Origin of the sequence: Pseudomonas guineae, assembly GCF_900113745.1 — a bacterium.
Classification (GTDB): domain Bacteria; phylum Pseudomonadota; class Gammaproteobacteria; order Pseudomonadales; family Pseudomonadaceae; genus Aquipseudomonas; species Aquipseudomonas guineae.
This window is the reverse complement of sequence record NZ_FOQL01000001.1, coordinates 525,801-551,777: the sequence shown is the minus strand read 5'-3', so window position 1 is coordinate 551,777 and position 25,977 is coordinate 525,801. Positions and strand designations below refer to the sequence as shown.

General features: G+C 59.2%; 22 protein-coding genes. 19 read left to right on the top strand and 3 right to left on the bottom strand.

Going from position 1 to position 25,977, the window contains the following annotated elements; all coding sequences use genetic code 11:
• The first annotated feature begins 116 nt into the window (after nucleotides 1-116).
• The gene (recJ, locus tag BMZ32_RS02630; protein WP_090239218.1) at nucleotides 117-1,829 is read left to right on the top strand and encodes a single-stranded-DNA-specific exonuclease RecJ; all 1,713 of its coding nucleotides are present in this window, start codon (nucleotides 117-119) and stop codon (nucleotides 1,827-1,829) included.
• Here the strand turns inward: recJ and BMZ32_RS02625 are convergent.
• Complete coding sequence (locus BMZ32_RS02625; protein WP_090239215.1) at nucleotides 1,826-2,497, bottom strand: transglutaminase-like cysteine peptidase; 672 nt, start codon at nucleotides 2,495-2,497, stop codon at nucleotides 1,826-1,828. The two genes, recJ and BMZ32_RS02625, sit on opposite strands and share 4 nt — an antisense overlap.
• 349 nt (nucleotides 2,498-2,846) lie before the next feature.
• Between BMZ32_RS02625 and BMZ32_RS02620 the strand changes: the two genes are divergently transcribed.
• Nucleotides 2,847-3,596 (top strand): tellurite resistance TerB family protein, encoded by a 750-nt coding sequence (locus BMZ32_RS02620; protein ID WP_090239212.1) that lies wholly within the window; start codon nucleotides 2,847-2,849, stop codon nucleotides 3,594-3,596.
• A gap of 87 nt (nucleotides 3,597-3,683) precedes the next feature.
• On the opposite strand, the gene BMZ32_RS02615 is transcribed toward BMZ32_RS02620, so the two are convergent.
• Nucleotides 3,684-5,312 carry a sensor domain-containing diguanylate cyclase gene (locus BMZ32_RS02615; RefSeq protein ID WP_090239209.1) on the bottom strand — a complete coding sequence of 543 codons (1,629 nt, stop codon included), beginning with the start codon at nucleotides 5,310-5,312 and terminating at the stop codon, nucleotides 3,684-3,686.
• A 248-nt stretch (nucleotides 5,313-5,560) separates the two neighbouring features.
• On the opposite strand from BMZ32_RS02615, the gene BMZ32_RS02610 reads away from it, so the two are divergent.
• From BMZ32_RS02610 to BMZ32_RS02545, 14 genes are all read left to right on the top strand, one after another.
• The gene (locus BMZ32_RS02610) at nucleotides 5,561-7,195 is read left to right on the top strand and encodes a methyl-accepting chemotaxis protein (protein WP_090239206.1); all 1,635 of its coding nucleotides are present in this window, start codon (nucleotides 5,561-5,563) and stop codon (nucleotides 7,193-7,195) included.
• A 2-nt stretch (nucleotides 7,196-7,197) separates the two neighbouring features.
• Complete coding sequence (locus tag BMZ32_RS02605) at nucleotides 7,198-7,701, top strand: chemotaxis protein CheW (protein ID WP_090239203.1); 504 nt, start codon at nucleotides 7,198-7,200, stop codon at nucleotides 7,699-7,701.
• Nucleotides 7,698-8,939: a CheR family methyltransferase gene (locus tag BMZ32_RS02600; RefSeq protein WP_090239200.1), complete on the top strand. Its 1,242-nt coding sequence runs from the start codon at nucleotides 7,698-7,700 to the stop codon at nucleotides 8,937-8,939. The genes BMZ32_RS02605 and BMZ32_RS02600 overlap by 4 nt, the downstream gene beginning before the upstream one ends.
• Entirely contained in the window at nucleotides 8,929-9,597 is a 669-nt protein-coding gene (locus BMZ32_RS02595) for a chemotaxis protein CheW (protein WP_090239197.1), read from the top strand. The genes BMZ32_RS02600 and BMZ32_RS02595 overlap by 11 nt, the downstream gene beginning before the upstream one ends.
• Nucleotides 9,594-11,846 (top strand): hybrid sensor histidine kinase/response regulator, encoded by a 2,253-nt coding sequence (locus tag BMZ32_RS02590; RefSeq protein WP_090239195.1) that lies wholly within the window; start codon nucleotides 9,594-9,596, stop codon nucleotides 11,844-11,846. Before BMZ32_RS02595 ends, BMZ32_RS02590 begins: the two co-directional genes overlap by 4 nt.
• The gene (gene cheB, locus BMZ32_RS02585; RefSeq protein ID WP_090239192.1) at nucleotides 11,843-12,847 is read left to right on the top strand and encodes a chemotaxis response regulator protein-glutamate methylesterase; all 1,005 of its coding nucleotides are present in this window, start codon (nucleotides 11,843-11,845) and stop codon (nucleotides 12,845-12,847) included. Before BMZ32_RS02590 ends, cheB begins: the two co-directional genes overlap by 4 nt.
• Before the next feature lie 77 nt (nucleotides 12,848-12,924).
• On the top strand, nucleotides 12,925-13,947 hold the full coding sequence (locus BMZ32_RS02580; protein ID WP_244153911.1) for a diguanylate cyclase: 1,023 nt from the start codon (nucleotides 12,925-12,927) through the stop codon (nucleotides 13,945-13,947).
• Between the two features lie 212 nt (nucleotides 13,948-14,159).
• Nucleotides 14,160-15,255, top strand: a protein-coding gene (prfB, locus tag BMZ32_RS02575; RefSeq protein WP_139213946.1) for a peptide chain release factor 2 whose coding sequence is annotated in 2 segments (ribosomal slippage) — nucleotides 14,160-14,231 and nucleotides 14,233-15,255 — 1,095 coding nt in all. Because the reading frame shifts where the segments join, the coding sequence is not laid out codon by codon here.
• A gap of 88 nt (nucleotides 15,256-15,343) precedes the next feature.
• Nucleotides 15,344-16,846 (top strand): lysine--tRNA ligase, encoded by a 1,503-nt coding sequence (lysS, locus tag BMZ32_RS02570; protein WP_090239189.1) that lies wholly within the window; start codon nucleotides 15,344-15,346, stop codon nucleotides 16,844-16,846.
• Between the two features lie 128 nt (nucleotides 16,847-16,974).
• On the top strand, nucleotides 16,975-17,688 hold the full coding sequence (locus BMZ32_RS02565) for a TetR/AcrR family transcriptional regulator (protein WP_090239186.1): 714 nt from the start codon (nucleotides 16,975-16,977) through the stop codon (nucleotides 17,686-17,688).
• 30 nt (nucleotides 17,689-17,718) lie between these two features.
• Nucleotides 17,719-18,270 carry a hypothetical protein gene (locus BMZ32_RS02560; RefSeq protein WP_090239182.1) on the top strand — a complete coding sequence of 184 codons (552 nt, stop codon included), beginning with the start codon at nucleotides 17,719-17,721 and terminating at the stop codon, nucleotides 18,268-18,270.
• Nucleotides 18,271-18,287: 17 nt separating this feature from the next.
• Nucleotides 18,288-19,583: a flavohemoglobin expression-modulating QEGLA motif protein gene (locus BMZ32_RS02555; RefSeq protein ID WP_208598675.1), complete on the top strand. Its 1,296-nt coding sequence runs from the start codon at nucleotides 18,288-18,290 to the stop codon at nucleotides 19,581-19,583.
• Between the two features lie 201 nt (nucleotides 19,584-19,784).
• Nucleotides 19,785-20,531: a TIGR00266 family protein gene (locus BMZ32_RS02550; RefSeq protein ID WP_090239179.1), complete on the top strand. Its 747-nt coding sequence runs from the start codon at nucleotides 19,785-19,787 to the stop codon at nucleotides 20,529-20,531.
• 93 nt (nucleotides 20,532-20,624) lie between these two features.
• Complete coding sequence (locus BMZ32_RS02545) at nucleotides 20,625-20,930, top strand: PA3694 family proteiin (RefSeq protein ID WP_090239176.1); 306 nt, start codon at nucleotides 20,625-20,627, stop codon at nucleotides 20,928-20,930.
• 3 nt (nucleotides 20,931-20,933) lie between these two features.
• Here the strand turns inward: BMZ32_RS02545 and BMZ32_RS02540 are convergent, their stop codons facing one another.
• Nucleotides 20,934-21,275: a pilin assembly protein gene (locus BMZ32_RS02540; RefSeq protein WP_090239174.1), complete on the bottom strand. Its 342-nt coding sequence runs from the start codon at nucleotides 21,273-21,275 to the stop codon at nucleotides 20,934-20,936.
• Between the two features lie 156 nt (nucleotides 21,276-21,431).
• Between BMZ32_RS02540 and ppc the strand changes: the two genes are divergently transcribed.
• The 3 genes from ppc to BMZ32_RS02525 all read left to right on the top strand — a co-directional run bounded on the left by ppc (nucleotide 21,432) and on the right by BMZ32_RS02525 (nucleotide 25,962).
• Entirely contained in the window at nucleotides 21,432-24,068 is a 2,637-nt protein-coding gene (gene ppc / locus BMZ32_RS02535) for a phosphoenolpyruvate carboxylase (RefSeq protein WP_090239172.1), read from the top strand.
• Between the two features lie 247 nt (nucleotides 24,069-24,315).
• Nucleotides 24,316-24,963 (top strand): adenylate kinase, encoded by a 648-nt coding sequence (gene adk / locus BMZ32_RS02530; RefSeq protein WP_090239169.1) that lies wholly within the window; start codon nucleotides 24,316-24,318, stop codon nucleotides 24,961-24,963.
• A 213-nt stretch (nucleotides 24,964-25,176) separates the two neighbouring features.
• Nucleotides 25,177-25,962: a 5'-nucleotidase, lipoprotein e(P4) family gene (locus tag BMZ32_RS02525; protein WP_090239166.1), complete on the top strand. Its 786-nt coding sequence runs from the start codon at nucleotides 25,177-25,179 to the stop codon at nucleotides 25,960-25,962.
• The last annotated feature ends 15 nt before the right edge of the window (nucleotides 25,963-25,977 follow it).

The window sequence follows — 25,977 nt, the reverse complement described above, 5'->3', positions numbered from 1 at the left end:
TTCCTCGCCTGTTTTTGCCTTGTATGACTCTAGCTCGCGAGATCGAAAACAGGTATTCGGCGTCTCCCTAATAAAAGTAGGAGCGGACGTCCCGCACCGTTTGTACCGGAACCCTGATGCGCATCGAAGCCCGCCCGTTACCTGCCGTACTGCCTGACCTGGGCGCTCTGCCGCCGCTGTTGACCCGCCTGTATGCCGCCCGCGGCGTGCAGTCCGTTGCTGAGCTGGATAAAGGTCTGGCGCAGTTGATTCCTTATCAGCAGCTCAAGGGTATGTCTGAAGCCGTGGAGTTGCTGGTGCAGGGCCTTGAACAAGGCCAGCGCATGCTGATCGTCGGTGACTTCGATGCCGACGGCGCCACCGCCAGCACAGTCGGTGTGCTGGGTTTGCGCATGCTCGGCGCCGCTCATGTCGATTACCTGGTGCCCAATCGTTTCGAGTACGGCTATGGCCTCACACCGGAGATCGTTGCGGTGGCGCTTGAGCGTCAGCCGCAGCTGCTAATCACCGTAGACAACGGCATTTCCAGCGTTGAAGGCGTCGCGGCTGCCAAAGCCGCAGGCCTGACCGTACTGGTCACCGATCACCACCTGCCCGGAGCCGAACTGCCGGCGGCAGATGCTATCGTCAATCCGAATCAGCCGGGTTGCGAGTTCCCCAGCAAGGCGCTGGCGGGGGTTGGGGTGATGTTCTACGTGCTGCTGGCCCTGCGCGCGCGGCTGCGCGAGATGGGCTGGTTCAGCGTGCAGCGGCCTGAGCCGAATCTGGGCGAGCTGCTGGATTTGGTGGCGCTGGGCAGCGTCGCCGATGTGGTGCCGTTGGACGCTAATAATCGGATTCTGGTGCACCAAGGCCTGGCGCGGATTCGTGCAGGGCGAGCGCGAGCCGGGCTGCGCGCAATTCTCGAAGTGGCGGGGCGCGATCATCGACGCATCACCTCCACCGATCTCGGGTTTATCCTCGGCCCCCGGCTGAATGCGGCTGGGCGCCTGGATGACATGGCGTTGGGCATCGAGTGCCTGCTCAGTGAAGACGAAGCCCTGGCCCGCGATATGGCCGTGCAACTGGACCAGCTCAATCAAGACCGTAAGGCGATTGAGCAGGGCATGCAGCGCGAGGCGCTGGCGCAGCTCAAGGACCTGCCGCTGGAAGATATGCCCTTCGGCCTATGTCTGTTCGAGGCGGATTGGCACCAAGGCGTGATCGGTATCCTCGCCTCGCGGATGAAAGAGCGCTATCACCGGCCGACTATTGCTTTTGCCGATGCCGGTGATGGCGTACTGAAAGGCTCGGCGCGTTCGGTGCCGGGCTTTCATATCCGTGATGCGCTGGATGCGGTGGCGGCGAAACACCCGCAGTTAATCAGCAAGTTTGGTGGGCATGCCATGGCCGCTGGCTTGTCCCTGCCTGAAGCCAATTTCGCGGCATTTTCTGCGGCCTTTGATGCCGAGGTACGCCGCCAGCTCTGTGAAGATGATCTGACCGGTCGCCTGCTGTCTGATGGCGCCTTGTCCATCGAAGAGTTTCACCTACCGCTGGCCAAGGAGCTGCGTAATGCCGGGCCCTGGGGGCAGCATTTCCCCGAGCCGCTGTTCCATGGTGTGTTCCAGTTGGTGCAGCAGCGTGTGGTCGGCGAGCGGCATCTCAAAGTGGTGCTGAAAAGCGAGTGCGGCAGCGTGCAGCTCGATGGCATCGCCTTTGGTGTGGATCGCGAGATTTGGCCGAACCCAACCGTGCGCTGGGTGGAGTTGGCCTACAAGCTGGATGTGAATGAGTTTCGCGGTCAGGAGTCGGTGCAGCTACTGATCGCGCATATCAGCCCGCGTTAACCGCGCGGCAGTGGGATGGCCGAGCCATCGGCCAGCGCTCGCTCGCTCAGCTCACTCCAGCGCGCGAGAAACGCGGGCGGCTGGCTGACGCGTTGCGGCGTTTTGGCCAGAAATACGCCGTGGTGGTTAAAGGAATACACCGGCAGCAGATCAGTCCGCTCACTGGCGGGGCGGATGCGCGGGTCGAGGTTGTCGAGAATCAGCGGTTGCTCGCTGGCGCTGGGGTAGAAGGCCAGCACCATATGCGCTTGCTGAAGCTTTAGCGCTTTGACGAAGGTCAGGCGTAGCTTCTCGCTGGGTATCCCCATGCGTACCAAGCTGAAGTATTTAGCAATGGCAAAATCTTCACAGTCGCCTTGGCCGAGGCTGAGCGTCTGCGCTGGCGTAGCCCAGTAATCTTCTGTTCCCCATGCCTGTTGGTCGCTGACAAAGCTCACAGCCCGATTGATGAACTGGTTTACCCGCTTCAGCTGAATGCGTTCGTCGTCATACGTGGAGTTGGCGATCAGGTTGTGCCAACTCACCAGGCGCGCGTCATGCAGTGCTGTCGAGAACCCGCTGCTCTGGATTGCCGGCGCATCAGCCAGCAGTGCAGGGCTAAATAGCCAGCAACTGGCGAGTAGGCTGCGCAGTAACGCGTGGGCGAGGCGGTTGACGTCTAGCGACATGGAGCAAGGTCTCCGGCGTTGGCTATTGCTAGCCTTTTGCCGTTGCAGGGGATTGTGCCTGTCATCCTTGGCGGACGGCCTAGGGGCCGGCGCGGCGCGAGGTCAAAAATTGCGCCTGGCAAAATTTGTGGTGCCATCCTACCGGCGTCAAATATAGATCGGCCATAAATCAGGCCGTGATACTGACTGCTGTTGAGCTGTTTTGTGCCGGCTAACCGACGAATAGCCGTTTTTTCTGCGGGTTACGCGCGCTGGCAATCTTTCGAAGCACTCTGCGTTAGGGGAAGGGCAACCTGGCTCTCTAGAATCGGTCTGTGTACCTGCACAGCATTTTTAGGGAGAGCGCGTGATGATTACCCGTGGATTACTTGATCAGTTGTTAAAATCTGGCAAAGACTTGCTGCAACAGAAGTCCGCCGGCGGTTCCGCTGCTGGTTCAGGCGCTGGTCTGGGTGGCGGTTTGGGCGGTTTGCTCGGTGGTTCAGGTAAAGGTGGCCAGGGCGGTGATTTGGCCACCTTGCTCAAGGGTGCCGGCGGCGGCGCGCTGGCGGCCGGCGCGTTGGGCATGCTGCTGGGCAACAAAAGTGCGCGCAAGATGGGTGGCAAAGCGCTCACCTACGGTGGCCTGGCCGCGCTCGGCGTGGTGGCTTACAAGGCCTATGGTAACTGGCAAGCGCAGCAGGCGAGTGCCCCGCAGGGTGAGCCACAAACCCTTGACCGTCTGCCCGCGCCAGAAGCCGAGTTGCACAGCCAGGCGATTCTCAAGGCGTTGGTTGGCGCGGCGAAAGCCGATGGCCATGTCGATGCCCGCGAGCGGCAATTGATTGAAGGTGAGCTGGTCAAGCTGACCAGTGATGCCGAGTTGCAGCATTGGCTGCAGGCCGAGCTCAATAAGCCGCTGGACCCTGCCGAAATAGCCCGCGCCGCCAGTACGCCGGAAATGGCCGCAGAAATGTATGTGGCGAGCGTGCTGATGGTCGACGAGGAGCATTTTATGGAGCGTGCCTACCTCGAAGAGTTGGCTCGTCAGCTCAAACTAGATCCTGCCCTTAAGGTTGAGCTAGAAGCCCAGGTGCGTCAGGAGCTGTTGCCGGGTTAAGTGTGCGGCGCCTGTTGGCTAAGGCGGCCTGAGCGGCGTGCCGCCGAGCTGGCCGTCCAGCTACTGCGTCTTTGGGTTGAGTGAGCCTCAGTGTTGCTCAGTGGCATGAAACACTGCGCAATTCTTGCCGGCATGCTTGGCCCGATAAAGGGCTTGGTCGGCCAGCTCTAGTGCTTCGGTGAGGTTGCTGCTGTCCAGTGGCCAGAGCGCGCTGCCGATGCTGCAACTGACCTGCACTTGAGTGCTACCTAGATCAACCGGCGTGCTCAGCGCTGTCAGTGTGCGTTCGGCGATCAGCTGCGCCTGCGCCAGAGCTTCGCCTTTGGGAACCTGCAGCACCATTAGAAATTCGTCGCCGCCCAAGCGCGCCACCAGGTCACCTTCACGAAGACCGCCGCGCAGGCGCAGTGCTATCTCGCGCAGTACCTGATCGCCAGCGGCATGACCAAACTGGTCATTGATCGGCTTGAAACCGTCCAGGTCCAAATAAAGCAACGCCAAGCAGTGACCGGTTGCCTGACTGCGTTGCTGCGCACGCGGCAGGTAATTTTCCAGAGCGATACGGTTGGGTAAGCCAGTGAGCGCATCGTGATGCGCGAGGTTTTCCATAACGCCCAAGGCATTTTGTTGATGGCTCAGGCTTTCCACTAGGTGGCGAATCGAGTGGCTGAGTATCTCGATTTCACGGGTGCCTTTCAGTTCTGGAATTACACTGATTTCCCCTGCGCTAAGGCGGTCTGCTGCTTGCGCAATTTGCCGCAGAGGTCGAGTGACGTAACCGGCGCCGAGCCAGCCTACTAACGCGAATAATACTGCCAGGCCACTGCCCCACAATAAAATATAGCGTTTTGTTGCACGTGCCGGGGCATAGGCATCATCCAGTGGTTGGCGAGCAATGACCGTCCAACCCAGGCCTTGGTAATCCATATGGCCGCGGCTGAGGGCCAGGCCTGTAAGGTATTGCTTGCCGTCTGGCCACTCCTGCACGGCCCACATGTTTGGATTCTTCACCAGCTGGCTGAGGGCCGATAAGTGCAGGCGCTGGCCGATCATTTCTTTAGGGGCTAGCAGCACGGTGCGGTTCCGGCCGGTAACAAAGAACTCAACATTGCGGCGCTTCTGGATGGGCTCAAGGATAGCCAGGCGCACCTCTTCCGCCCATGACCATGACAAGTGCGAAGCCAGTACGCCGACTAAGTGCCCATCTGCGTTACGCACAGGCAGGCTGATATCGACGAACTTCATCGCCTCACCTGTCGGGTTGGGTAGCAGTTTGGCCAGCAACTCAGCTTCATGCACATCGCCGATAAACACACCGTTCTGCCCTTCAAGGTACACCGGGCGCTGGGCGATGCTGGCCCCTTCCAGTACGCCATCACTGGAGGCCAATACCGTGCCCTTAGCGTCGGTAAAGCCGACCCAGGCGATGCTGGGGAATTCGCTTTGTAAGCGGTCGAGTAGGCCGCGGATTTCGGCGATATCGTCGGGTTGGCTGAGTGCGCGTAGTTGGCCAATCACCTGCAACATGGCGGCGCGGCTCTGCATGTCACGATCAAGACGGTCGACCATGATAAATGAGACTTCGGCGAGGTCGCGGCCGACTTCCTCGCGAATACGTTGACTGGCGTCATGGCCAATCAGGCTGCCAAGCATCCAGCTTAGGCCGGCGATCAACAGGGCAATCAGAAGGGCGAAACGGCTGCGCAGGCTACCCATGCAGAGGCAACTCCGTCGGCTTGAAGCAGGTACATCAAGCTGTTTAAGGGGCTGAGCCAAATTAAGGCGCAGACGAATAGCCGACATTTTAGCTCAAGGGCGTTGGCCTTAGGCTAAGCGTCATTGTCTCTGTGTGTTCTGGTATTTCAGTGCTTGCCGCTGAGTGAGGCAAACTCTAGAGTCGCACCATCTTCTAAGCGCGATCAGCATATGGCTGGCCGGGTGCGTGTAACCGAGTGGGGAATATTGTGAAGAACTGGACTGTCCGGCAACGCATCATCGCGAGCTTCTCCGTTGTGGTGGTTATCCTTTTGCTGCTCTCTGCCACGGCCTATTACCGTTTGGCGACAGTCGAGCAATCAGCCATTAATGTGCGTACATCGGCTGCACCAGGCATGGAGTTAGCTGGGTTGATGCGGCTGGCCTGGGCTGACCATCTGTTGGAAAGCCAGCGCCTGCTGATGGCCGGCCAAGATAATGAAGCCAGGCGGCGCGTGGGCGCTGAAGCGAGTAAGGCTTTTGCCGAGTTGGCTCAGCGCCTGGATAGAAACTGGACGGCTTACCAGGCCACCATCAGCACTGAGCCGGAACGTCTTGATGCGCAAAATTTCTTGGTTAAACGTGACCAGTACCTGGCGCTGCATGCGCAATTGCTTGAGCTGACTGCTGCTGGGCGCGATGCCGAAGCGTCCCAGCTGGTGCGTGAGCAACTGACGCCTGCCTGGCTGGAAGCGCGTGCGGTCCTGACTCAGCTATTTGAACTCAACCAGCAGTATGCCGAGCAGGCGGTGCAGCAGATTGTCACGGACGTTGGGGTGACTAAGTTGAGCTTGGTTCTGGCTATTTTGATTGTCCTCGGTGTTGCGGCCTTGAGCTCGGTGAGCCTACAGCGGGCGATTAGCCAGCCCATTATTGCGGTGGTTGAGACCTTCAAATTGCTCGGTTCAGGCGACCTTTCGGCGCGCCTTGATATGGGCCGGCGTGATGAGTTCAACGCCATCGAGGAAGGCTTCAATAGCATGGCTGGTGAACTGAAGGCGTTGGTAGCTCAAGCGCAGCGATCTGCGGTGCAGATGACCACGTCGATCACCGAAATCGCAGCGACGTCCAGGCAGCAGCAAGCCACCGCCACTGAAACCGCTGCTACCACCACGGAAATCGGCGCCACCTCGCGTGAAATCGCCGCGACCTCGCGCGATCTGGTGCGCACTATGAGTGAAGTCTCGGGCACTGCCGAACACACCTCGGTACTCGCGGGTTCCGGTCAGCTAGGCCTAGCGCGGATGGAGGATGTGATGCGCCATGTGGTGGGTGCGGCCGATGTGGTAAATGCCAAGTTGGCGATCCTTAACGAGAAGGCTGGCAACATCAATCATGTGGTGACCACCATCGTTAAAGTGGCGGATCAAACCAATTTGCTGTCATTGAACGCGGCAATTGAGGCCGAGAAGGCTGGCGAGTACGGTCGTGGCTTTGCCGTGGTGGCAACCCAAGTGCGTCGACTGGCGGATCAGACGGCTGTTGCCACCTATGACATTGAACAGATGGTGCGTGAGATTCAGTCGGCGGTGTCGGCGGGTGTCATGGGCATGGATAAGTTCTCCGAAGAGGTGCGTCGCGGAAATAGCGAGATGAGCCAAGTCGGTGATCAGCTGTCGCAGATCATTCATCAGGTGCAGGCCCTGGCTCCCCGGGTACAGATGATGGACGAGGGCATGCAGGCTCAAGCAACGGGTGCCGAACAAATTAATCAAGCACTGGTGCAGCTGAGCGAAGCCAGCGGGCAGACGGTTGACTCGCTGCGTCAGGCCGGGGCCGCCATTGATGAGCTGAACCAGGTGGCCGGTAGCCTGCGCAGCGGCGTCAGCCGATTCAAGGTCTGAGTATGAACAGCCCGAGTGCCGGTCAAGCATCACTTAGTCGTGAGGCCGGTGAACTGTATTTGTTGTTCAGTTTGGATCAGGACCGCTATGCGCTAAATGTGCATGAGGTAGTTGAGGTGCTGCCGTTACGCCGGCTAAAGGCCTTCCCGCAAGCACCTGCTTGGGTCGCTGGGGGCTTTGAGCAGCGTGGGGTGGTGGTGCCGGTGATCGATCTGCTGGTGCGTGCCTGTGGCCGACCCGCCGCTGCAATGACCAGTACCCGCTTGGTGCTGGTGGATTACCGTCCGGCCAATCGCGTACTTGGTCTGATTTTGGAAAAAGCCACCGACACCATACGGCTGCCAGCCAGTGGCTTCCGTGATTCTGGCCTGGGCCGGGGTGAGGCGGGTTATCTGGGCGGCGTACAGCAATCCCCTCAAGGTTTGGTGCAGCGCGTCGAGGTCACTGGGTTATTGCCGGCTGATGTTTGCGCACTGCTGTTCCCTGATGCGGGCGTAGCCTCATGATTGCTCAAGTGGAGCAACTGCTGAAGCAGCTTATCGGCCTGGAGGCCGAGTCAGTGGGGCGGTCGGTGATTGAGCGGGCAACTCGCCAGCGTATGCAGGCATTGGGTGTTGCTAGCGACGCTGATTATTGGTTGCAGGTAAACCGCTCAAGCACCGAGCAGCAGGCGTTGGTAGAGGCCGTTGTGGTGCCGGAAACCTGGTTTTTCCGCTACCCGGAGTCTTTTGTCGCATTGGTCGACTTGGCGCTAAAGCGTAAGGCCGCCTTGTGTGGCAGTCGTCCGTTGCGCGTGCTCAGCCTGCCGTGCTCCAGTGGTGAGGAGCCGTATTCGATTGTCATGGCCCTGCTGGATGCCGGGTTCGCTCCTGCCGCATTCCAAGTCGAGGCGCTAGACGTCAGTGCCAAGGTGGTCGAGTTAGCGCGGCAGGGGCACTACGGACGCAATTCGTTTCGGGGTCAGGATTTAAGTTTTCGTGAGCGTTATTTCGATGCCACTGCCAGCGGTTATCAGGTGCAGGTACGGGTGCGTGACAGGGTCAAACTGCGCTGTGGCAACTTGATGGATAGCCACGTGCTGGGCGGTGAAGCGCCCTTTGACTTTGTGTTCTGCCGCAACTTGCTGATCTATTTTGATCGCCCGACGCAGCATGCGGTGCTCGATGCCCTACAGCATTTGTTACACGCCGAGGGTACCTTTTTCGTCGGGCCTGCCGAGGCCAGTCTGCTCACCCAGCGCGGAATGCAGGCGCTGGGTGCACCGTTGACCTTTGCCTTTCAGCGCGCAGTGGCGGCACCTGAGTCGAAGTCGCCAGCGCCTAGGGTGGCGCCAGCGTTTGTGCGTCCTGCGCCGCCTTTAACGTTGCCGCGCGTGCGCCCATTAAAACCTGCAGCGCCCGTTGTACCGCTCGACGACGCGGCCAGTGCGCTGGCCAAAATTGTTGCGTTGGCGGATGCCGGGCGCAGTGCTGAGGCGCTGCGCGAGTGTGAGCGTTATTTGCTTGAGTTCGGCCCTAGCGCCGACACGTACTACTGGATGGGCCTGCTCAATGACATGGCAGGTCAGGGCGATGCGGCTCAGGGTTACTACCGTAAAGCGCTTTACCTTGAGCCTGAGCATGTTGAGAGCCTGGTGCATTTGGCGGCTCTGTTGGCGGCGCGAGGTGACCACGAAGGCGCCAAGCGTTTGCAGCAGCGTGCAAGCCGCGCAAGCCTTGCTGGAGTGAAGCGCCATGAGCGATAACCTGAATCTGACCGAGCCCGCAGTACGTATTGACGATTGCTGGAACCGTATTGGGGTTCAGGGTGATAAAAGCTGTGAGCGCTTACGCGAGCATGTTCACTGCCGCAATTGTGAGGTTCACGCTGCCGCTGCGATTAACCTGCTGGAGCGCTATGCGTCCGTGCAAGAGGACGTTGAACGGGTGGCAGACGAACCAGTCGTTGAACGTTGTTCGTTGCTGGTATTCCGGGTGGCCGATGAGTGGTTAGCGCTTAAGACGCGCGGGCTGGTTGAGGTGGTGGCGCAGCTGCCGATTCACTCGTTGCCCCATCAGCGCTCACGCAGCCTGTTGGGTGTCGCCAATGTGCGCGGCACGTTGGTGGCCTGTTTATCGCTTGGCGAGCTGTTGGGTATTGCTGCGGGTGCTCCGCCAGTGGCTAGCCAGCGCGCCATTGCGCGCATGCTGATCCTGGCCGGGCCAGGCGGCTCAGTGGTGGTGCCGGTGGACGAAGTAGAGGGCATTCATGCCATCCCCCTGCACAGCGTACAGCCCGCTGTGGGCGATGGCGGCCTGGCGGTGAGTCAGTTCGCCAGCGGTGTTATGCAGTGGCAGGGGCGAAGCATTACCCAGCTTGATGAAGAGCGGCTGCAGCAGGCCATGAGCAGGAGTTTCGCATGACGCCCGATCAGATGAGGGATGCCTCGCTGCTGGAACTCTACCGCATGGAAGCCGATGCCCAGGCTCAGGTGCTGGATGCCGGCTTATTAGTGTTGGAGCGTGAACCCAACCATGCGGCGCAGTTGGAGGCCTGTATGCGTGCGGCGCATTCGCTCAAAGGCGCGGCGCGTATTGTCGGTTTGGATGACGGCGTTAAAGTCGCTCACGCCATGGAAGACCTGCTGGTTGCCGCTCAGGAGGGCCTGCTGCGCTTACTGCCCGAGCAGATTGATGGGTTGCTGCAGGGTACTGACCTATTACGCCGGGTTGGTGCGCAGTCTATTGCAGATGCACCCTCGGCCGAACGGATTGAGCAACTGGTGGCCTTGCTGGAGCATCAGCTGGCAATTGCGGTGCCCGCGCTGGGCCGTGGGATTGCTGCAGAACCGGTGCTGCAGCAACCCGCCGCCCCTGCTGCGGTTGCTGTGCAAGAGCCTGTAGACGACCTGCTTGAGGATGGCCGCGGGCGTGTACTTCGGGTATCGGCCGAGCGTCTTGATCACTTATTGGACATGTCGGGTAAAGCGCTGGTTGAGTTTCAGAGGATCCAACCGCTGACCGACTCGTTGCAACGGCTTAAGCGCCAGCAATCAGCGGTTCGGCGGACGCTAGATGGGGTGCGCGAATTAACCCAGAACAACTCTTTGGAACCGCAGGCGCAAGCGCTGCTAGAGGAGTCCAGGGCGCAATTGGCCGAATGCCAGCAGTTGCTGCACACGCATTTTGAAGCCTTTGATGAGTTTGCCTGGGAGGGCGGCCTGCGCAGCCGGTCTCTCTATGACGCGGCATTGTCTTCGCGCATGCGCCCGCTGGCCGACGTGCTGGTCGGTCGCGCGCGGATGGTACGTGATATGGGGCGCTCTCTCGGTAAGCAGGTACGCCTGGACATTGAAGGGGACGCCACACAAGTTGATCGCGATGTACTCGAACGCCTAGATGCGCCCTTAACCCACCTGCTGCGTAATGCGCTTGATCATGGCATCGAGCCGCCTGAGTTGCGCCTGCGCAAGGGTAAGCCCGAGGAAGGGCGGTTGTTGCTGCGGGCGCGGCACCGTGCCGGCATGCTACTGCTGGAACTCAGTGATGATGGCGCCGGGATTGATGTGGAGCGTCTGCGTGAGGTGGTCGTCGCGCGTAAATTTGCCAGTGCTGAAACGGCCGCCAGGCTTAGCGAAGACGAGCTGCTGGCATTCCTGTTCCTGCCGGGCTTTAGCCTGCGTGAGCAGGTCACCGAGGTGTCTGGGCGCGGCGTAGGGCTGGACGCAGTGCAACACGAGTTACGCCAATTACGCGGCAGCGTGCGCCTGGAACATCGCCGCGGTGAGGGCAGTACGTTCATCCTGCAAGTGCCACTGACGCTGTCGGTGGTGCGCAGCCTGGTGGTGGACATTGCCGGTGAGGCCTATGCCTTCCCCTTGGCGCATATCGAGCACATGGTGCGGGTGAGCGCCGAAGATGTTGTGCAATTGGAGGGGCGTCAGCACTTCTGGCATGGCGATCGCCATGTCAGCCTGATCGCCGCCAGCCAGTTATTGCAACGCCCCGAAGGCCGTACCGAAGAGGCGGGTATCCCACTGGTGTTGATACGCGAGCGTGACAACCTTTACGGCATTGCCGTGGAGCGTTTTATTGGCGAGCGCACCTTAGTGGTCATGCCGCTTGATGCGCGCTTGGGCAAGGTTCGCGATGTGTCGGCCGGCGCCTTATTGGATGACGGCACGCCGGTGCTGATTCTCGACGTTGAAGACTTATTCAGCTCAATTGCCAAGCTCTTGGGCAGCGGACAACTAGAGCGCGTTGATCGGCGTAGCCAAGGGGTTCAGGAGGCAACACGCAAACGCGTGCTGGTGGTCGATGACTCCCTGACGGTACGCGAGCTTGAACGCAAATTGTTGCTCAGCCGTGGCTACGACGTGGCGGTCGCGGTGGACGGTATGGACGGCTGGAACGCACTGCGCGATGAGCACTTCGATTTGCTGATTACTGATATCGACATGCCGCGCATGGACGGTATCGAATTGGTGACGTTGTTACGCCGCGACAGCCGCCTGCGCACGTTGCCAGTGATGGTGGTGTCGTATAAAGATCGTGAGGAAGACCGTCGCCGAGGGTTGGATGCCGGCGCGGATTACTACCTAGCCAAGGCCAGTTTTCATGATGAGGCGCTGCTTGATGCGGTGCAGGTACTAATAGGCGAGGCACAGGGATGAGAATCGGAATAGTCAACGATATGCCGCTGGCCGTGAAGGCGCTGCGTGGTGCACTGGCGCGGGCTCCAGAGCATCAGGTGATCTGGGTCGCGAGCACGGGTACGGAGGCCGTCCAGCGCTGCCGTGAAGACACCCCCGATTTGCTGTTGATGGACTTGCTGATGCCTGAGATGGATGGCGTTGAAGCTACCCGGCAGATCATGGCCGAAACGCCCTGCGCCATCTTGATTGTCACCTCGGATGTCGAGCGTCATGTTAGTCGCGTGTTCGAGGCCATGGGCCATGGCGCGCTGGATGTGGTGGCGACGCCGGCGTTGGGTGACGCACCGTTACCGGATGCCGCCACGTTGTTACGCAAGATCCATAACCTGGAGCTGCTTTTGGGGCAAAAAGTTGCCCGTAAAGCGCTTGAGCCGATTCTGCGTGAGAGCAGCAGTTGTCGTCAGCGGCTGGTGGTTATTGGCGCTTCGGCGGGCGGACCGGCGTCCTTAGTTGAGCTACTCAAACAACTGCCAGCTAATTTTCCCGCGGCCATTGTGCTGGTGCAGCACGTGGACGAGACCTTCGCTGCCGGTATGGCGCAATGGCTGGCCAGTGAGTCGCCGCTGCCGGTACGTTTGGCCCGTGCAGGTGACGTACCGCAGCCCGGAAGCGTGTTGCTGGCCGGCAGTAATGATCACCTGATCCTGCAGCGTAATGGCGAGTTGACCTACAACGCCGAGCCCAGCGCGCATATTTATCGGCCCTCGATCGACGTGTTTTTTGACAGCGTGGTGGCCAACTGGAAGGGCGACTCGATTGGCGTGTTGCTCACGGGCATGGGCCGCGACGGTGCTCAGGGGCTGCTGCATATGCGCCAGCGCGGTTTTCTGACCATCGCGCAGGATCAGGCCAGCTGTGCGGTATACGGCATGCCAAAAGCGGCTGCGCAGCTTGATGCCGCATCAGAAATATTGCCGTTAGCTGAGATTGGCCGACGTCTCGTGGCACTGTTTGATTAACGGCTGGAGAGGGTTAGGTGGTGTTGGATGTTGCAGGGTCTATAACGGTAAAAGGCAATACGCCTGGAGTAAGTGGTATGCAGAGTGATCCTCAGTTTAACGGTGCTCAGGAGGCTGCATCGGTATCGGCTCCGTTGATGGTCTTACTGGTCGATGACCAAGCGATGATCGGTGAGGCTGTGCGCAGGGCCTTGGCGGATGAGGCGAATATTTCTTTCCATTTCTGCTCTGACCCTCTGCAGGCCGTCAGCCTGGCAGAGCAGATCAAACCTACGGTTATCTTGCAGGACTTGGTCATGCCTGGAATAGACGGCCTTGAGTTGTTGAGCCAATACCGCAGCCGCAAGGCTCTGCAGGATGTGCCGATTATCGTGCTGTCGACCAAGGAGGACCCTAAGGTCAAGAGCGCAGCATTCTCCCGCGGAGCCAACGACTATTTAGTCAAACTGCCCGATGTGATTGAGTTGGTGGCGCGCATTCGTTACCACTCCCGTTCTTACTTAGCCCTGCAGCAACGTGATGAAGCTTTTCGCGCGTTGCGTGAAAGTCAGCAGCAATTGCTCGAGACCAATCTGGTCTTGCAGCGCTTGATGCGCTCTGACGGTCTGACCGGCCTGGCTAACCGCCGGCATTTTGATGATTGCTTGAGCAGTGAATGGTCACGTGCATTGCGTGAGCAAAGCGAGCTGTCGCTGCTGATGATCGATGTCGACTACTTCAAGGCTTTCAATGATCGTTTTGGTCATGTCGAAGGCGATGAGGCCTTACGCAAAGTGGCGACTTGTATGAGTGAAATGTGTAGCCGCTCCTCCGATATGGCAGCGCGTTATGGTGGTGAGGAATTTGTCATGATCCTACCCGGCACCTCGCGTGGCGGTGCGCGCTTGCTGGCCGAGAAAGTCCGTCTTTGCGTGCAGGCCCTGGCGATTCCTCATGAGCAGCCAGCTCGAGACTCCATCGTCAGCATCAGCCTGGGCGTTGCCACACTCACGCCCCAGGTGGGTATGGCCCCGACCGACTTGGTCGAGCTGGCCGACCGCGGTCTGTACCTGGCCAAGCAAAGTGGGCGCAACCAAGTCGGCGTTGCTGAGCGAGATTGAGGCGCGGCGCGTTGGGTTACCTTGCTGGTCAGCCCCTCTGGCAGTCTGAGTCGTGGGCTGCCAGCAGGGCGTTGACTGCGGTATACTCGTCGGCTTTTCTAAAACTTCGGGGCCACGGTCAGGTCGCGGTGTCCGCTTAGCAGCCGTGGTGCTTGCTTATCGGGACGCACAAGGCCGCTGTACACCTCAATCGCCTGCGAGTGCTGAACGCCATGGAAATTAACCCGATCCTCAACAGTATCAAGGACTTGTCCGAGCGCACCCAAACCATTCGGGGGTATCTTTGACTACGATCACAAACATGATCGCCTGGTCGAAGTAAACCGCGAGCTCGAAGACCCTAACGTCTGGAACAACCCTGAATACGCGCAGAACCTGGGGCGCGAGCGTGCCGCACTGGCGTTGATCGTCGACACTCTGGATGACCTCAACGGCAGCCTGGGCGACTCGCGCGACTTGCTAGAAATGGCCGCCGAAGAAGACGACCAGGCGGCTGCCGATGACGTCGCGGCCGAGGTCGAGCGCTTGCGCGACATCCTCGAAAAACTCGAGTTCCGCCGCATGTTCCGGGGTGAAATGGACCCTAACAACGCCTACTTGGATATCCAGGCGGGCTCCGGCGGCACCGAGGCGCAAGACTGGGCCAACATCCTACTGCGCATGTACCTGCGCTGGGCCGACAAGCGCGGTTTTGAAGCCATCATCATGGAGCTGTCCGCTGGCGAAGTCGCTGGGATCAAGGGTGCGACCCTGCACATCAAGGGCGAGTACGCCTACGGTTGGCTGCGCACTGAGATTGGCGTGCACCGCCTGGTGCGCAAGAGCCCATTTGACTCCGGCAACCGTCGCCACACCTCGTTCACCGCGGTGTTCGTCTCGCCAGAAATCGATGACAACATTGAAATCGATATCAACCCGGCGGATCTGCGCACCGATACTTACCGCTCCTCGGGCGCTGGCGGTCAGCACGTAAACACCACCGACTCTGCGGTGCGTATCACCCACGTACCGACTAACACCGTGGTCAGCTGCCAGAACGAGCGCTCCCAGCATGCCAACCGCGACACCGCGATGAAAATGCTGCGGGCCAAGTTGTACGAGCTGGAAATGCAGAAGCGCCGCGAAGCGTCCCAGGCGCTGGAAGACACCAAGTCGGATATCGGCTGGGGTCATCAGATCCGCTCCTATGTACTCGATGCTTCGCGGATCAAGGATCTGCGTACCAACGTTGAGCGCAGTGACTGCGACAAAGTGCTCGACGGTGATATCGACGAATACCTAGTGGCAAGCCTCAAACAAGGGCTGTGACGCGACCCGTCTGCGCGACGAGTCGTCCCCCTTGCGACACACGTATTTTTACCCAGGCGAAAACGCCTAACCAGGAACGACCAAGACCATGAGCGACCAACCCCTCGACCAGCACGAACTGCAGCAGGAAGAAAACAAGCTGATTGCCCAGCGCAAAGAAAAGCTTGCTGCTATCCGCGAGCAGGGCAATGCCTTCCCGAATGACTTCCGTCGCGACAACTACTGCGCTGACTTGCAGAAACAGTACGCCGAGAAGACTAAGGAAGAGCTGGCTGAGGCCGCCATTCCGGTCAAGGTTGCGGGTCGCATCATGCTCAACCGTGGTTCATTTATGGTGCTGCAAGACATGACCGGGCGCATTCAGGTCTACGTCAACCGCAAGACCTTGTCTGAAGAAACCCTGGCCGCAGTTAAAACCTGGGACATGGGCGACATCATCAGTGCCGAAGGTACCTTGGCCCGCTCCGGCAAAGGCGACCTGTACGTAGAAATGACCGAGGTGCGCCTGCTGACCAAGTCGCTGCGGCCGCTGCCGGATAAGCATCACGGCCTGACCGACACCGAGCAGCGCTACCGCCAGCGTTACGTTGACCTGATCGTTAACGAAGACGTGCGCCAGACCTTCCGTGTGCGCTCGCAGGTGATTGCGCACATTCGCAGCTTCCTGATGCAGCGCGACTTCCTCGAAGTGGAAACGCCGATGCTGCAGACCATTCCCGGCGGCGCCGCGGCCAAGCCGTTCGAGACTCACCACAATGCGCTGGACATGGGCATGTTCCTGCGTATCGCGCCTGAGCTGTACCTCAAACGTCTGGTGGTGGGCGGTTTTGAGAAGGTCTTCGAGATCAACCGTAACTTCCGTAACGAAGGCGTTTCGACCCGGCACAACCCCGAGTTCACCATGCTCGAGTTCTACCAGGCTTACGCCGACTACGAAGACAACATGGACCTGACCGAGGAGTTGTTCCGCGAGTTGGCCCAGCTGGTACTGGGTAGCACTGACGTGCCGTACGGCGACAAGGTCTTCCACTTCGGCGAGCCGTTCGTGCGGTTGTCGGTGTTCGATTCGATCCTCAAGTACAACCCTGAGCTGACTGCTGCCGATCTTAACGACCTCGACAAGGCGCGTGAGATTGCGAAAAAAGCCGGTGCCAAAGTGCTCGGTTTTGAAGGCCTGGGCAAGTTGCAGGTGATGATTTTCGAAGAGCTGGTCGAGCACAAGCTGGAGCAGCCGCACTTCATTACCCAGTACCCGTTCGAGGTTTCGCCGCTGGCGCGTCGTAACGACGACAACCCCAACGTCACCGACCGCTTCGAGTTGTTTATCGGTGGCCGCGAGATCGCTAACGCCTATTCCGAGCTCAATGATGCGGAAGACCAGGCTGAGCGCTTTATGGCTCAGGTTGCTGACAAAGATGCCGGTGACGACGAGGCCATGCATTACGACGCCGACTTCGTTCGTGCCCTGGAATACGGCATGCCGCCGACCGCTGGTGAAGGTATTGGTATCGACCGCCTGGTGATGTTGTTAACCAACTCACCGTCGATTCGCGACGTGATCCTCTTCCCGCACATGCGCCCGCAAGCCTGATGTTCAAGAAGCCGCCTCCGGGCGGCTTTTTATTGTCTGGCTTTTTAGTGCCGGCCAATGGATTATTTTTGCGATCCACTGACTAAGTCATGAGTAAGCGTGAATAACCGACTGAGGATTGCCCCGCTGTGACAGCCAAACCCGCCCAAGAAAGCGCCACCCTGGTAGCCAATACCGTCGCTGAGAGCGTCCAATATCAGGGGCGTAAAGCCAGCCGTCAGGGCAGTGAACAACGCCGTCAGGCCATTCTTGATGCCGCCATGCGCATTATCGTGCGTGAAGGCGTGCGTGCGGTGCGTCACCGCGCGGTGGCGGCTGAGGCCGGCGTGCCGCTGTCGGCCACCACCTATTACTTCAAAGACATTAACGACCTGATCAGCGACACCTTCACCCTGTTCGTCGAGCGCAGTGCGGCGCATATGGGGCAGTTTTGGCAGAGCACCGAGGGTTTGCTGCGTGAGCAGGTCAGTCGCCTGGATGGCAGTGCTGAGGCGCGTCGCCGGCTGGCCAATGAAATCGCACGGTTGGCCGTAGAGTATGTGCGTCAGCAGTTGTTGACCCGTCGCGAACACCTGCTAGCTGAGCAGGCTTTTCAGCAGGAGGCCTTGCTCAACCCGCGTTTGCATGGGTTGCTGCGCGCCCATCGGCAGATTCTGCTGCAAGGCGTGACGCACTTCTTCGAGGTGCTGGGCTCGGAGCAGGCGGAGCAGGATGCCAAGCTGTTGACGGCGATTATCGTGCGTATGGAATATCAAGGCCTGCTCGATGGTGTCGATCATCTGGACAGTGAAGAGATGTTAGCCATGCTCAAACGTTATATGCATCTGGTGCTGGGCCTTTAGCCCGCTCAACTCATACACAAGGAGAGTTCAATGATCGTCTGGCGCGCGCTGCTTGCCGTGTCCTTCCTGTTGCTGGGTGGATGCCTGGTTACCTTCAAAGACCCAATTCCCGCCCATGAAGCTGCCCCCATACCGCTGCTTGGCGAGTGGTCGCGCAAGAACGAATGGGGCGAGCAGCAGTATTTGCAGGTCACCCGTGCCGGCTCAAATGTTTATAAAGCACGGACCTATGTCGATAGCCTGGATAACCTTGAAAGTGTTGAGGAGTATGGTTTTACCGTGGCGCATCACGGTCGGCGTTGGTACCTGTCGGCGGGGCTGCCGAAAAGCCTGGGGGCGAATTTTGCCATCGCCGGTTTCGAGCTGACCACCGACAACGAGCTGGTGATCTACAACCTGGATGTTGACCGCATCCTTCAGGAACTGGAGCAGGGCGTGTTGCAGGGCGAGGTGATGGAGGCTGCAGAAGGCGAAGGTGTGCTAATCAGCAGCCCGCTGGAACAGGTCTTCGGCTACCTCGATGACCAGGCCAATTCCGATGTATTTGTTGAAGTCGCACGCTACCAGCGTGCAGGTGATTAGTGGGTGATAGGGAACGCATGAATAGTCATACCGGGTTGGACGATTATCAGTTGATTGTGCGCGCACTGTCCGACCGTTTGGTCGAGGCGCAAACGCCAATTCGTGTGCTGGATGCGGTGAAGTGGGACGACTCGATTCGCAGTGAGTTTCTCAAGCACAAGGGCAAAAAGCTGCCCGCTGTCGACCGTGCTTATTACGCCAGTCGGCCGCTGCCCTTTGATGCCGCCGCGAAGAAGCTGGAGTTTCAGAATATCGAGCGTGACATCACTCGCCAGCTCGGCCAATTCAACCCGGTGGGCAAGATCATGCGGCGCATGTGCCGCGAGTACCGCATGGTCATCCGTATGCTTGAAGCGCGTGGCACCGAAGACTTTGGCCTGATCAGCCAGGAACTTTACGGGGCGGCATCCGATGCTTTCCATGCCGGTGACCCTACCCTGGCCGACCTAGGTCTGATGTTTTCTGATTTTCTCAACAATATCGACAAACGCGGCGACCTTAAGGATGAGGCCAAGACCTTGACAGCCAAAGAGGCGGTCAATCTGCTGCAACAGCGCTTAAACAAGGTGTTTGGCGAGGCGCAGGATACCATTCGGGTATTCGAGTCCGACGGCATTCTCGCTGACGCAGCAGCAGGTGCCGATTACATCAAGATCCGCGCCGATGCGATGTTCAACGAGCGCGACGTTAAGGCCCTGGAAGTGCATGAAGGTCTGGTGCATGTGGCGACCACCTTGAATGGCTTAAACCAGCCGGTGTGCACCTTTCTGGCCAAAGGTCCGCCATCCTCGACAGTGACCCAGGAAGGCCTGGCAATCCTCATGGAGGTGATTGCTTTTGCCTCTTACCCAACCCGTTTGCGCAAGCTGACCAACCGTACACGCGCTATTCATATGGCTGAAGAGGGCGCGGATTTTCTGCAGGTCTTCGACTTTTACTGCGAGCAGGGTTTCAGTCAGGAGGAGAGTTACAGCAACGCCAACCGGGTGTTTCGTGGCTCAACGCCCACAGGCATGCCGTTCACCAAAGACCTGTCCTACCTGAAGGGCTTTATCATGGTTTACAACTACATCCAGTTGGCCGTGCGTAAAGGAAAACTGGAGCAAATTCCATTGCTGTTCTGCGGCAAGACTACCCTAGAGGACATGCGTTCCTTGCGCCAGTTGGTCGATGAAGGGCTGGTCGTCGCGCCCAAGTACCTGCCGCCGCAGTTCAGCGACCTCAACTCACTCTCGGCCTGGATGTGTTTCTCCAACTTTCTCAATCACCTGAGTCTGGATCGCATCGAAGCCGACTACGCCAATATTCTCTGAAAGCTGCTGCGCTCGATCATGCGGCGTTGCGTACGGCCTGAAAAGTGCTCATTTACAGTCGTAAACTCCGCTTTTTCAGGCCGTACGCGCCTTGTCTAATCTTCGATCGTGACGCGCCTAGCCCACAGGCTAAGTAAGCCGTCACCCGGATAGCATCCGGGTCGCCTTCGTCGCACTACCCTTTATTGCCAGGAGTTCCTCATGCCCAGCCATCAACTCGACTACGAGATACTCGGCGCCTCAGCGCAGAGCGTGGAGATCATTCTTGACCCGGGCGAAACGGTGATCGCCGAGGCCGGCGTGATGAATTATATGACCGACGGCATACGTTTCGAGACGCGTATGGGCGATGGCGCAGCCACGGGAGTACTGGGCAAGCTGTGGGGCATGGGCAAGCGCATGCTGACTGGCGAATCGCTGTTTATGACGCACTTTTCCAATGCTGGCAAAGCCCAAGCCCGGGTGGCTTTTGCCGCCCCTTACCCCGGCACTGTGGTGCCGATTCAGCTGGCTGAGCATGGTGGGATGCTTATCTGCCAGAAAGATGCCTTCCTTTGCGCGGCTTACGGCACCGCCGTGGGTATCAGTTTTAACAAGCGTTTGGGTGCGGGTTTCTTCGGTGGTGAAGGCTTTATTTTGCAGAAGCTCGAAGGCGATGGCCTGGCCTTTGTGCATGCCGGCGGTACAGTGATTCGCAAAGAGCTGAATAACGAAACGCTGCGTCTGGACACCGGTTGCCTGGTGGCCTTTACCGCCGGTATCGATTACGACATCGCCCTGGCCGGCGGGCTGAAGAGCATGCTCTTTGGCGGCGAAGGCATTCTCCTGGCCACGCTCAAAGGCACGGGTACAGTGTGGGTGCAGAGCCTGCCGTTCTCACGCTTGGCCGAGCGTATTTATGAAGCGACCTTCAAAGCCCGTGAGGAAGTCCGGGCTGGCGGCAAGTAATGCGGCAATCTGGGCCTTTGCAGGCGTGTGTGTTTATAGCAAGCTGCGCCGCCTGATGCTCAGCCCTCCCACTAATAACCCCGAGAGTCTGATATGCGCGAAGTGAACCCCATCCCGTTGATCCTTACCGGTATCGGCAGCATCTGCACCACTGTGGCTGTGCTCAGCTATTACGGCTATCTGCATATCGCCCAGCCGGAAGATGCCTTGTTGTTGTCCGAGTTCACCATGCTCAAGACCGTGCCGGGTGAGGATTACAAGGTCTCGCTCAAGCCCGCCAGCCAGGTAGCCCAATGCATCGATGGCGTGCTGGTAATGTTTGACCTTGAGCAGAAAGGCCTGAGCGGTGTGCTGGTCGATCAGCGCAAGCAGGCCGTGCGCTGCAGCGACGGCCAGTAACGGTTAATCCGCATGGCTTTGCGCCTCGCTAAGACGCTGCAGATGGCGGCGTGACAAGGCGAGGAAGCGCGGCGTTAGGCCGATGTCCTCATACAGCGGGTCACCCAGCTCATCGGTGGCCACCACCTTGTTGCCCTTAACGTAGGGCAGGCTAGTTTCCAGTTCATCGAGGGCTGCGCCGAGCAGCTCCCCGAGCAGTTCTTCGACGTGGTGCTTGGGGTACATCTCCTGTAGCGCCGCCAGCCGGGCGGCGGCTTCCAGGTCAAGATGGATTTGATAGGGTGTGGTGCTCAGTCGCCCTCGGGCATTTTCCTGCCAGTGCTGCACCAGTTCGCGAATCTTCATGATGGCCTCGTATACGTTTGTTGCCCGGCGTGTCTTGCGCGGGCTTGCCTCATTAAGACTAGTGCTTGCACTGATAAGTGCGCAAAGGCTGTCGCGCACTTGTAAGAAGTTGGCGCGCTGGGCACTCTGCAAGGAGGATCAGCGGAGGCAACACTCATGGCAGAAATCGATGCGCGTTTGCGCGAAGACGTCCATCAGCTCGGCGAATTGCTGGGTGACACCATCAAGGTGCAGCATGGTGCAGCGTTTCTCGACAAGATCGAACGTATCCGCAAAGGGGCTAAAGCCTCTCGTCGGGGCTCGACAGAAGGGGCGGAGCAACTCAGTGCAACCCTGAATCAGCTGGCGGACGACGAGTTGCTACCGGTCGCGCGGGCGTTTAACCAGTTCCTCAACCTGGCCAATATTGCCGAGCAGTACCACCGCGTACGTAGGCGTGCGCCGGGCGAAGCTCAGCCGTTTGAAGACAGCATCCTTGCCGAGCTTTTGCAGCGTCTGGCCAGTCATGGTCATAAGGGTGAGGCGCTGGCCCGTCAGTTTGGCCGTTTGGACATCGAACTGGTGCTGACCGCGCACCCCACTGAAGTGGCGCGGCGCACGCTGATTCAGAAGTACGACGCCATGGCCGAGCAGTTGGCGGCCGGGGACCATAGCGATCTCTCGACGGCCGAGCGTGAGCAGGTCAAGCAACGCCTGCAGAGGCTGATTGCCGAGGCCTGGCACACCGAGGAAATCCGCCGCAGCCGGCCGAGCCCGGTGGATGAGGCCAAGTGGGGCTTCGCGGTGATCGAGCATTCGCTCTGGCATGCCATCCCTAACGTGCTGCGTAAGGCTGATCAGGTGTTGCACAGTGCTACCGGGTTGCACCTGCCGTTGGATGCTGCGCCGATTCGTTTCGCCTCCTGGATGGGCGGTGACCGTGATGGCAATCCGAATGTCACCGCTAGTGTGACCCGCGAAGTACTGTTATTGGCGCGCTGGATGGCGGCTGATCTGTACCTGCGCGATATCGATCAGCTGGCCGCTGAGCTGTCCATGCAGCAAGCCAGCCCAGCCTTGCTTGCGCGGGTGGGGGAGAGTGCCGAGCCTTATCGCAGCCTGCTTAAGCAGTTACGGGAGCGTTTGCGCGCCACCCGCAGTTGGGCTCAGGCTGCTTTACATGAAGATCTGCCGCCACCCGCTGCGGTGCTGCAGAACAACCGCGAGCTGTTTGAGCCACTGCAGTGTTGCTACCAGTCGCTGCATGATTGCGGCATGGGCGTGATTGCCGATGGCCCGCTGCTCGACTGTCTGCGCCGTGCGGCCACGTTTGGCTTGTTTTTGGGGCGTTTGGACGTGCGACAGGACGCCAGTCGACATGCAGCGGCCATGAGCGAAATTACCGATTACTTGGGCCTGGGGCGTTACACCGAGTGGGACGAAGAGACGCGCCTGGCATTTCTGCAAAAAGAGCTGGATAACCGCCGGCCCTTGCTGCCTGGGCATTTCAAGCCCAGCGGTGAAACCGAGGAGGTGCTGGCGACCTGCCGTGAAGTGGCTCGCGCTCCGGCTGCGTCCCTTGGCTCCTATGTGATCTCCATGGCCGGCGCAGCCTCCGATGTACTGGCGGTGCAATTGCTGCTCAAGGAAGCCGGATTGCAACGGCCAATGCGGGTGGTGCCACTGTTTGAAACCCTGGCCGACTTGGATAACGCCGGCCCGGTGATCCGCCAACTGCTGGCTCTTCATGGCTACCGTGCGCGCCTGCATGGGCCGCAAGAAGTGATGATTGGTTATTCCGACTCAGCCAAGGACGCCGGCACCACAGCGGCCGCTTGGGCGCAGTACCGAGCTCAGGAAACCCTGGTGCAGGTGTGTAGCGAGCAGGATGTTGAGCTGCTGCTGTTTCACGGCCGTGGCGGCACTGTAGGGCGCGGCGGCGGCCCGGCACATGCAGCGATTCTGTCGCAGCCGCCGGGTTCAGTAGCAGGGCGTTTCCGCACCACCGAACAAGGCGAAATGATTCGTTTCAAATTTGGTCTGCCGGATATCGCCGAGCAGAACCTCAATCTTTACCTAGCGGCCGTGTTGGAGGCCACTTTGTTGCCACCGCCCAGCCCGGAGCCAGCCTGGCGGGAGTTGATGGATAAGCTGGCCAGCGATGGCGTCAAGGCCTACCGCGCGGTAGTGCGCGAGCACCCGCAATTTGTCGATTATTTCCGCCAAGCCACGCCGGAGCAGGAGCTGGGTCGCTTACCTCTGGGCAGTCGTCCCGCTAAGCGGCGCGAGGGTGGGGTGGAAAGCCTGCGTGCGATTCCGTGGATTTTTGCCTGGACCCAAACCCGCCTGATGCTGCCCGCCTGGCTAGGCTGGGAGGCGGCGCTGAACAATGCCTTGCAGCGCGGTGAAGGCGAGCTGCTGGGGCAGATGCGTGCGGGCTGGCCATTCTTCCGCACCCGTATCGATATGCTCGAGATGGTGCTGACCAAGGCTGATGAATCCATCGCCAGTTTGTATGACGAGCGTCTAGTTGAACCATCCCTGCAGCCGCTAGGGGTGCATTTGCGCGGCCTATTGTCGCAGGCGGTGGCCGCCGTACTGGGGCTGACGGGTCAATCGCAACTGCTGGCGCACAGTCCTGAAACCCTGGAGTCGATCAGTGTGCGTAACACCTACCTGGACCCGCTGCACCTGCTCCAGGCCGAGCTTTTGGCGCGTGCGCGGCAGCGCGATAATCAGGCCGATAGCCCTCTGGAGCAGGCCTTGTTAGTCAGTGTGGCGGGTATAGCGGCGGGTTTGCGCAACACTGGCTAGCGGACGCCAAAAGGGTTGTGGCTGGTGTCGGTGGTGTGCGTATGGCGCGTCGCCGACAGCCTTACGTGTCTCGAGCGGTCATAGTCGTATCCGACTTTCGGCGGCTTGTGCGCTACCAATGCGCTGTGTATCTTGATCGGCCTTTCGGCACAGTGGCCCTTGTTGGTCGTGCTGCCTGAACCATTCTGAGATTGGCCCCACGAGGCGAGTCCGAGCGATTTCTACTTAAATTTTGAGGAGCACATCGATGCGCGTGATTTTGCTGGGTGCGCCCGGTGCCGGTAAAGGTACCCAAGCGGGTTTTATCACCAAGAAATTTGGTATTCCGCAAATCTCCACAGGTGACATGCTGCGTGCCGCGGTCAAGGCTGGCACTGAGCTGGGCCTGGTTGCCAAGAGCGTGATGGACAGCGGCGGCCTGGTGTCTGATGACCTGATCATCAACTTGGTCAAAGAGCGCATCACCGAAGCCGACTGTGCCAATGGTTTTCTCTTCGATGGTTTCCCGCGCACCATTCCGCAGGCTGAGGCTCTTAAGGAAGCCGGTGTGATCATCGACAACGTGATCGAAATCGCCGTTGATGATGAAGAAATCGTCGGCCGTATTGCCGGTCGTCGCGTGCACCCCGCATCGGGTCGCGTCTACCACACCGAACACAATCCGCCGAAAGTCGCCGGTATTGACGACGAAACCGGTGACGAGCTGATCCAGCGCGAAGACGACAAAGAAGAAACCGTGCGTCATCGCCTGTCGATTTACCACTCGCAAACCAAGCCGCTGGTGGATTTCTACCAGAAGCTGGCTGCTGTTGATGGCACGCCGAAGTACAGCGCCATTGCTGGTGTCGGTTCGGTTGACGAAATCACCGCGAAGGTACTTGCTGCGTTGAGCTAATCACTCAGTCACGTATTAACGATAAAGGCCCCTTGTGGGCCTTTATCGTTTGTGTGGCCACGCATGCATTCTGATCGCATTCATGCACGAGGCTGTGCGTCAGTTTTTACTGCCGGGGGATGATCGTTGTAGGCTGTTCGGGCTTGAAGTGTTGCCATGGCGTGTCGATTCGCCCATGCGTCACCCACACCACGAATGGAGAGAGGAGACTCAATGATCGATAAACCCACAAACGGTCTTACGTGGCTAAGCCTTGCCGTATCGCTGCTGACCATTCCCGCGGCCTTTGCCGACGCTCCGGGGCAAGCAAAGGCAGACTGCGCTGTTGCTGAGTTCACCATGGGGCTGCGTTTCCAGCAGCAGTCGGCGGAAATTCAAGCCCTGCAGCTGCAAGCCTACAATATCGCTACGCTGAAATTGGACGCGGCAGTAGCCGCCGCGAAAGATCCAGCGAAGCTGGCCATCGTTACCGATTTGGATGAGACCGTCATCGATAACAGTGCCTTGCTGGCGCGGGATTTGGCCAACTGCCATACCTATGACGCTTGGGACACTTGGCTGCCTTGGGAGCGTGCCGGAACCCCTACGCTTATCCCCGGTGCCAAGAAGTTTCTGGAGCATGCCGACAGTTTGGGCGTGACCATTCGCTATGTGTCGGACCGTGCCGACGAGCAGAAGTCATACACCGTGGCTACCCTGAGCAAACTCGGTTTGCCCCAGGTGTCGGCCGAAAGCGTTCTGTTGCTAGGGCCGCCCAAGGTCGAGCGACGCGCCATTGTTAGCGCCGATCATCAGATCGTCTTGCTGCTGGGCGATACGCTGCATGACTTTGATGGGCGTTTTCGCAAGACGCCGCTGGCCGAACAGCGGGCAACTGTGGCCGCTGAAGCCGATAAATGGGGTGCCGAGTGGATTGTCTTCCCCAACGCGGGTTATGGCACTTGGTCTAACGCACCCTTAAAAGCCTGGAAAGCCGAGACTGTCATCGAACCCTGGTAAGTCGCTGTTGGCTGA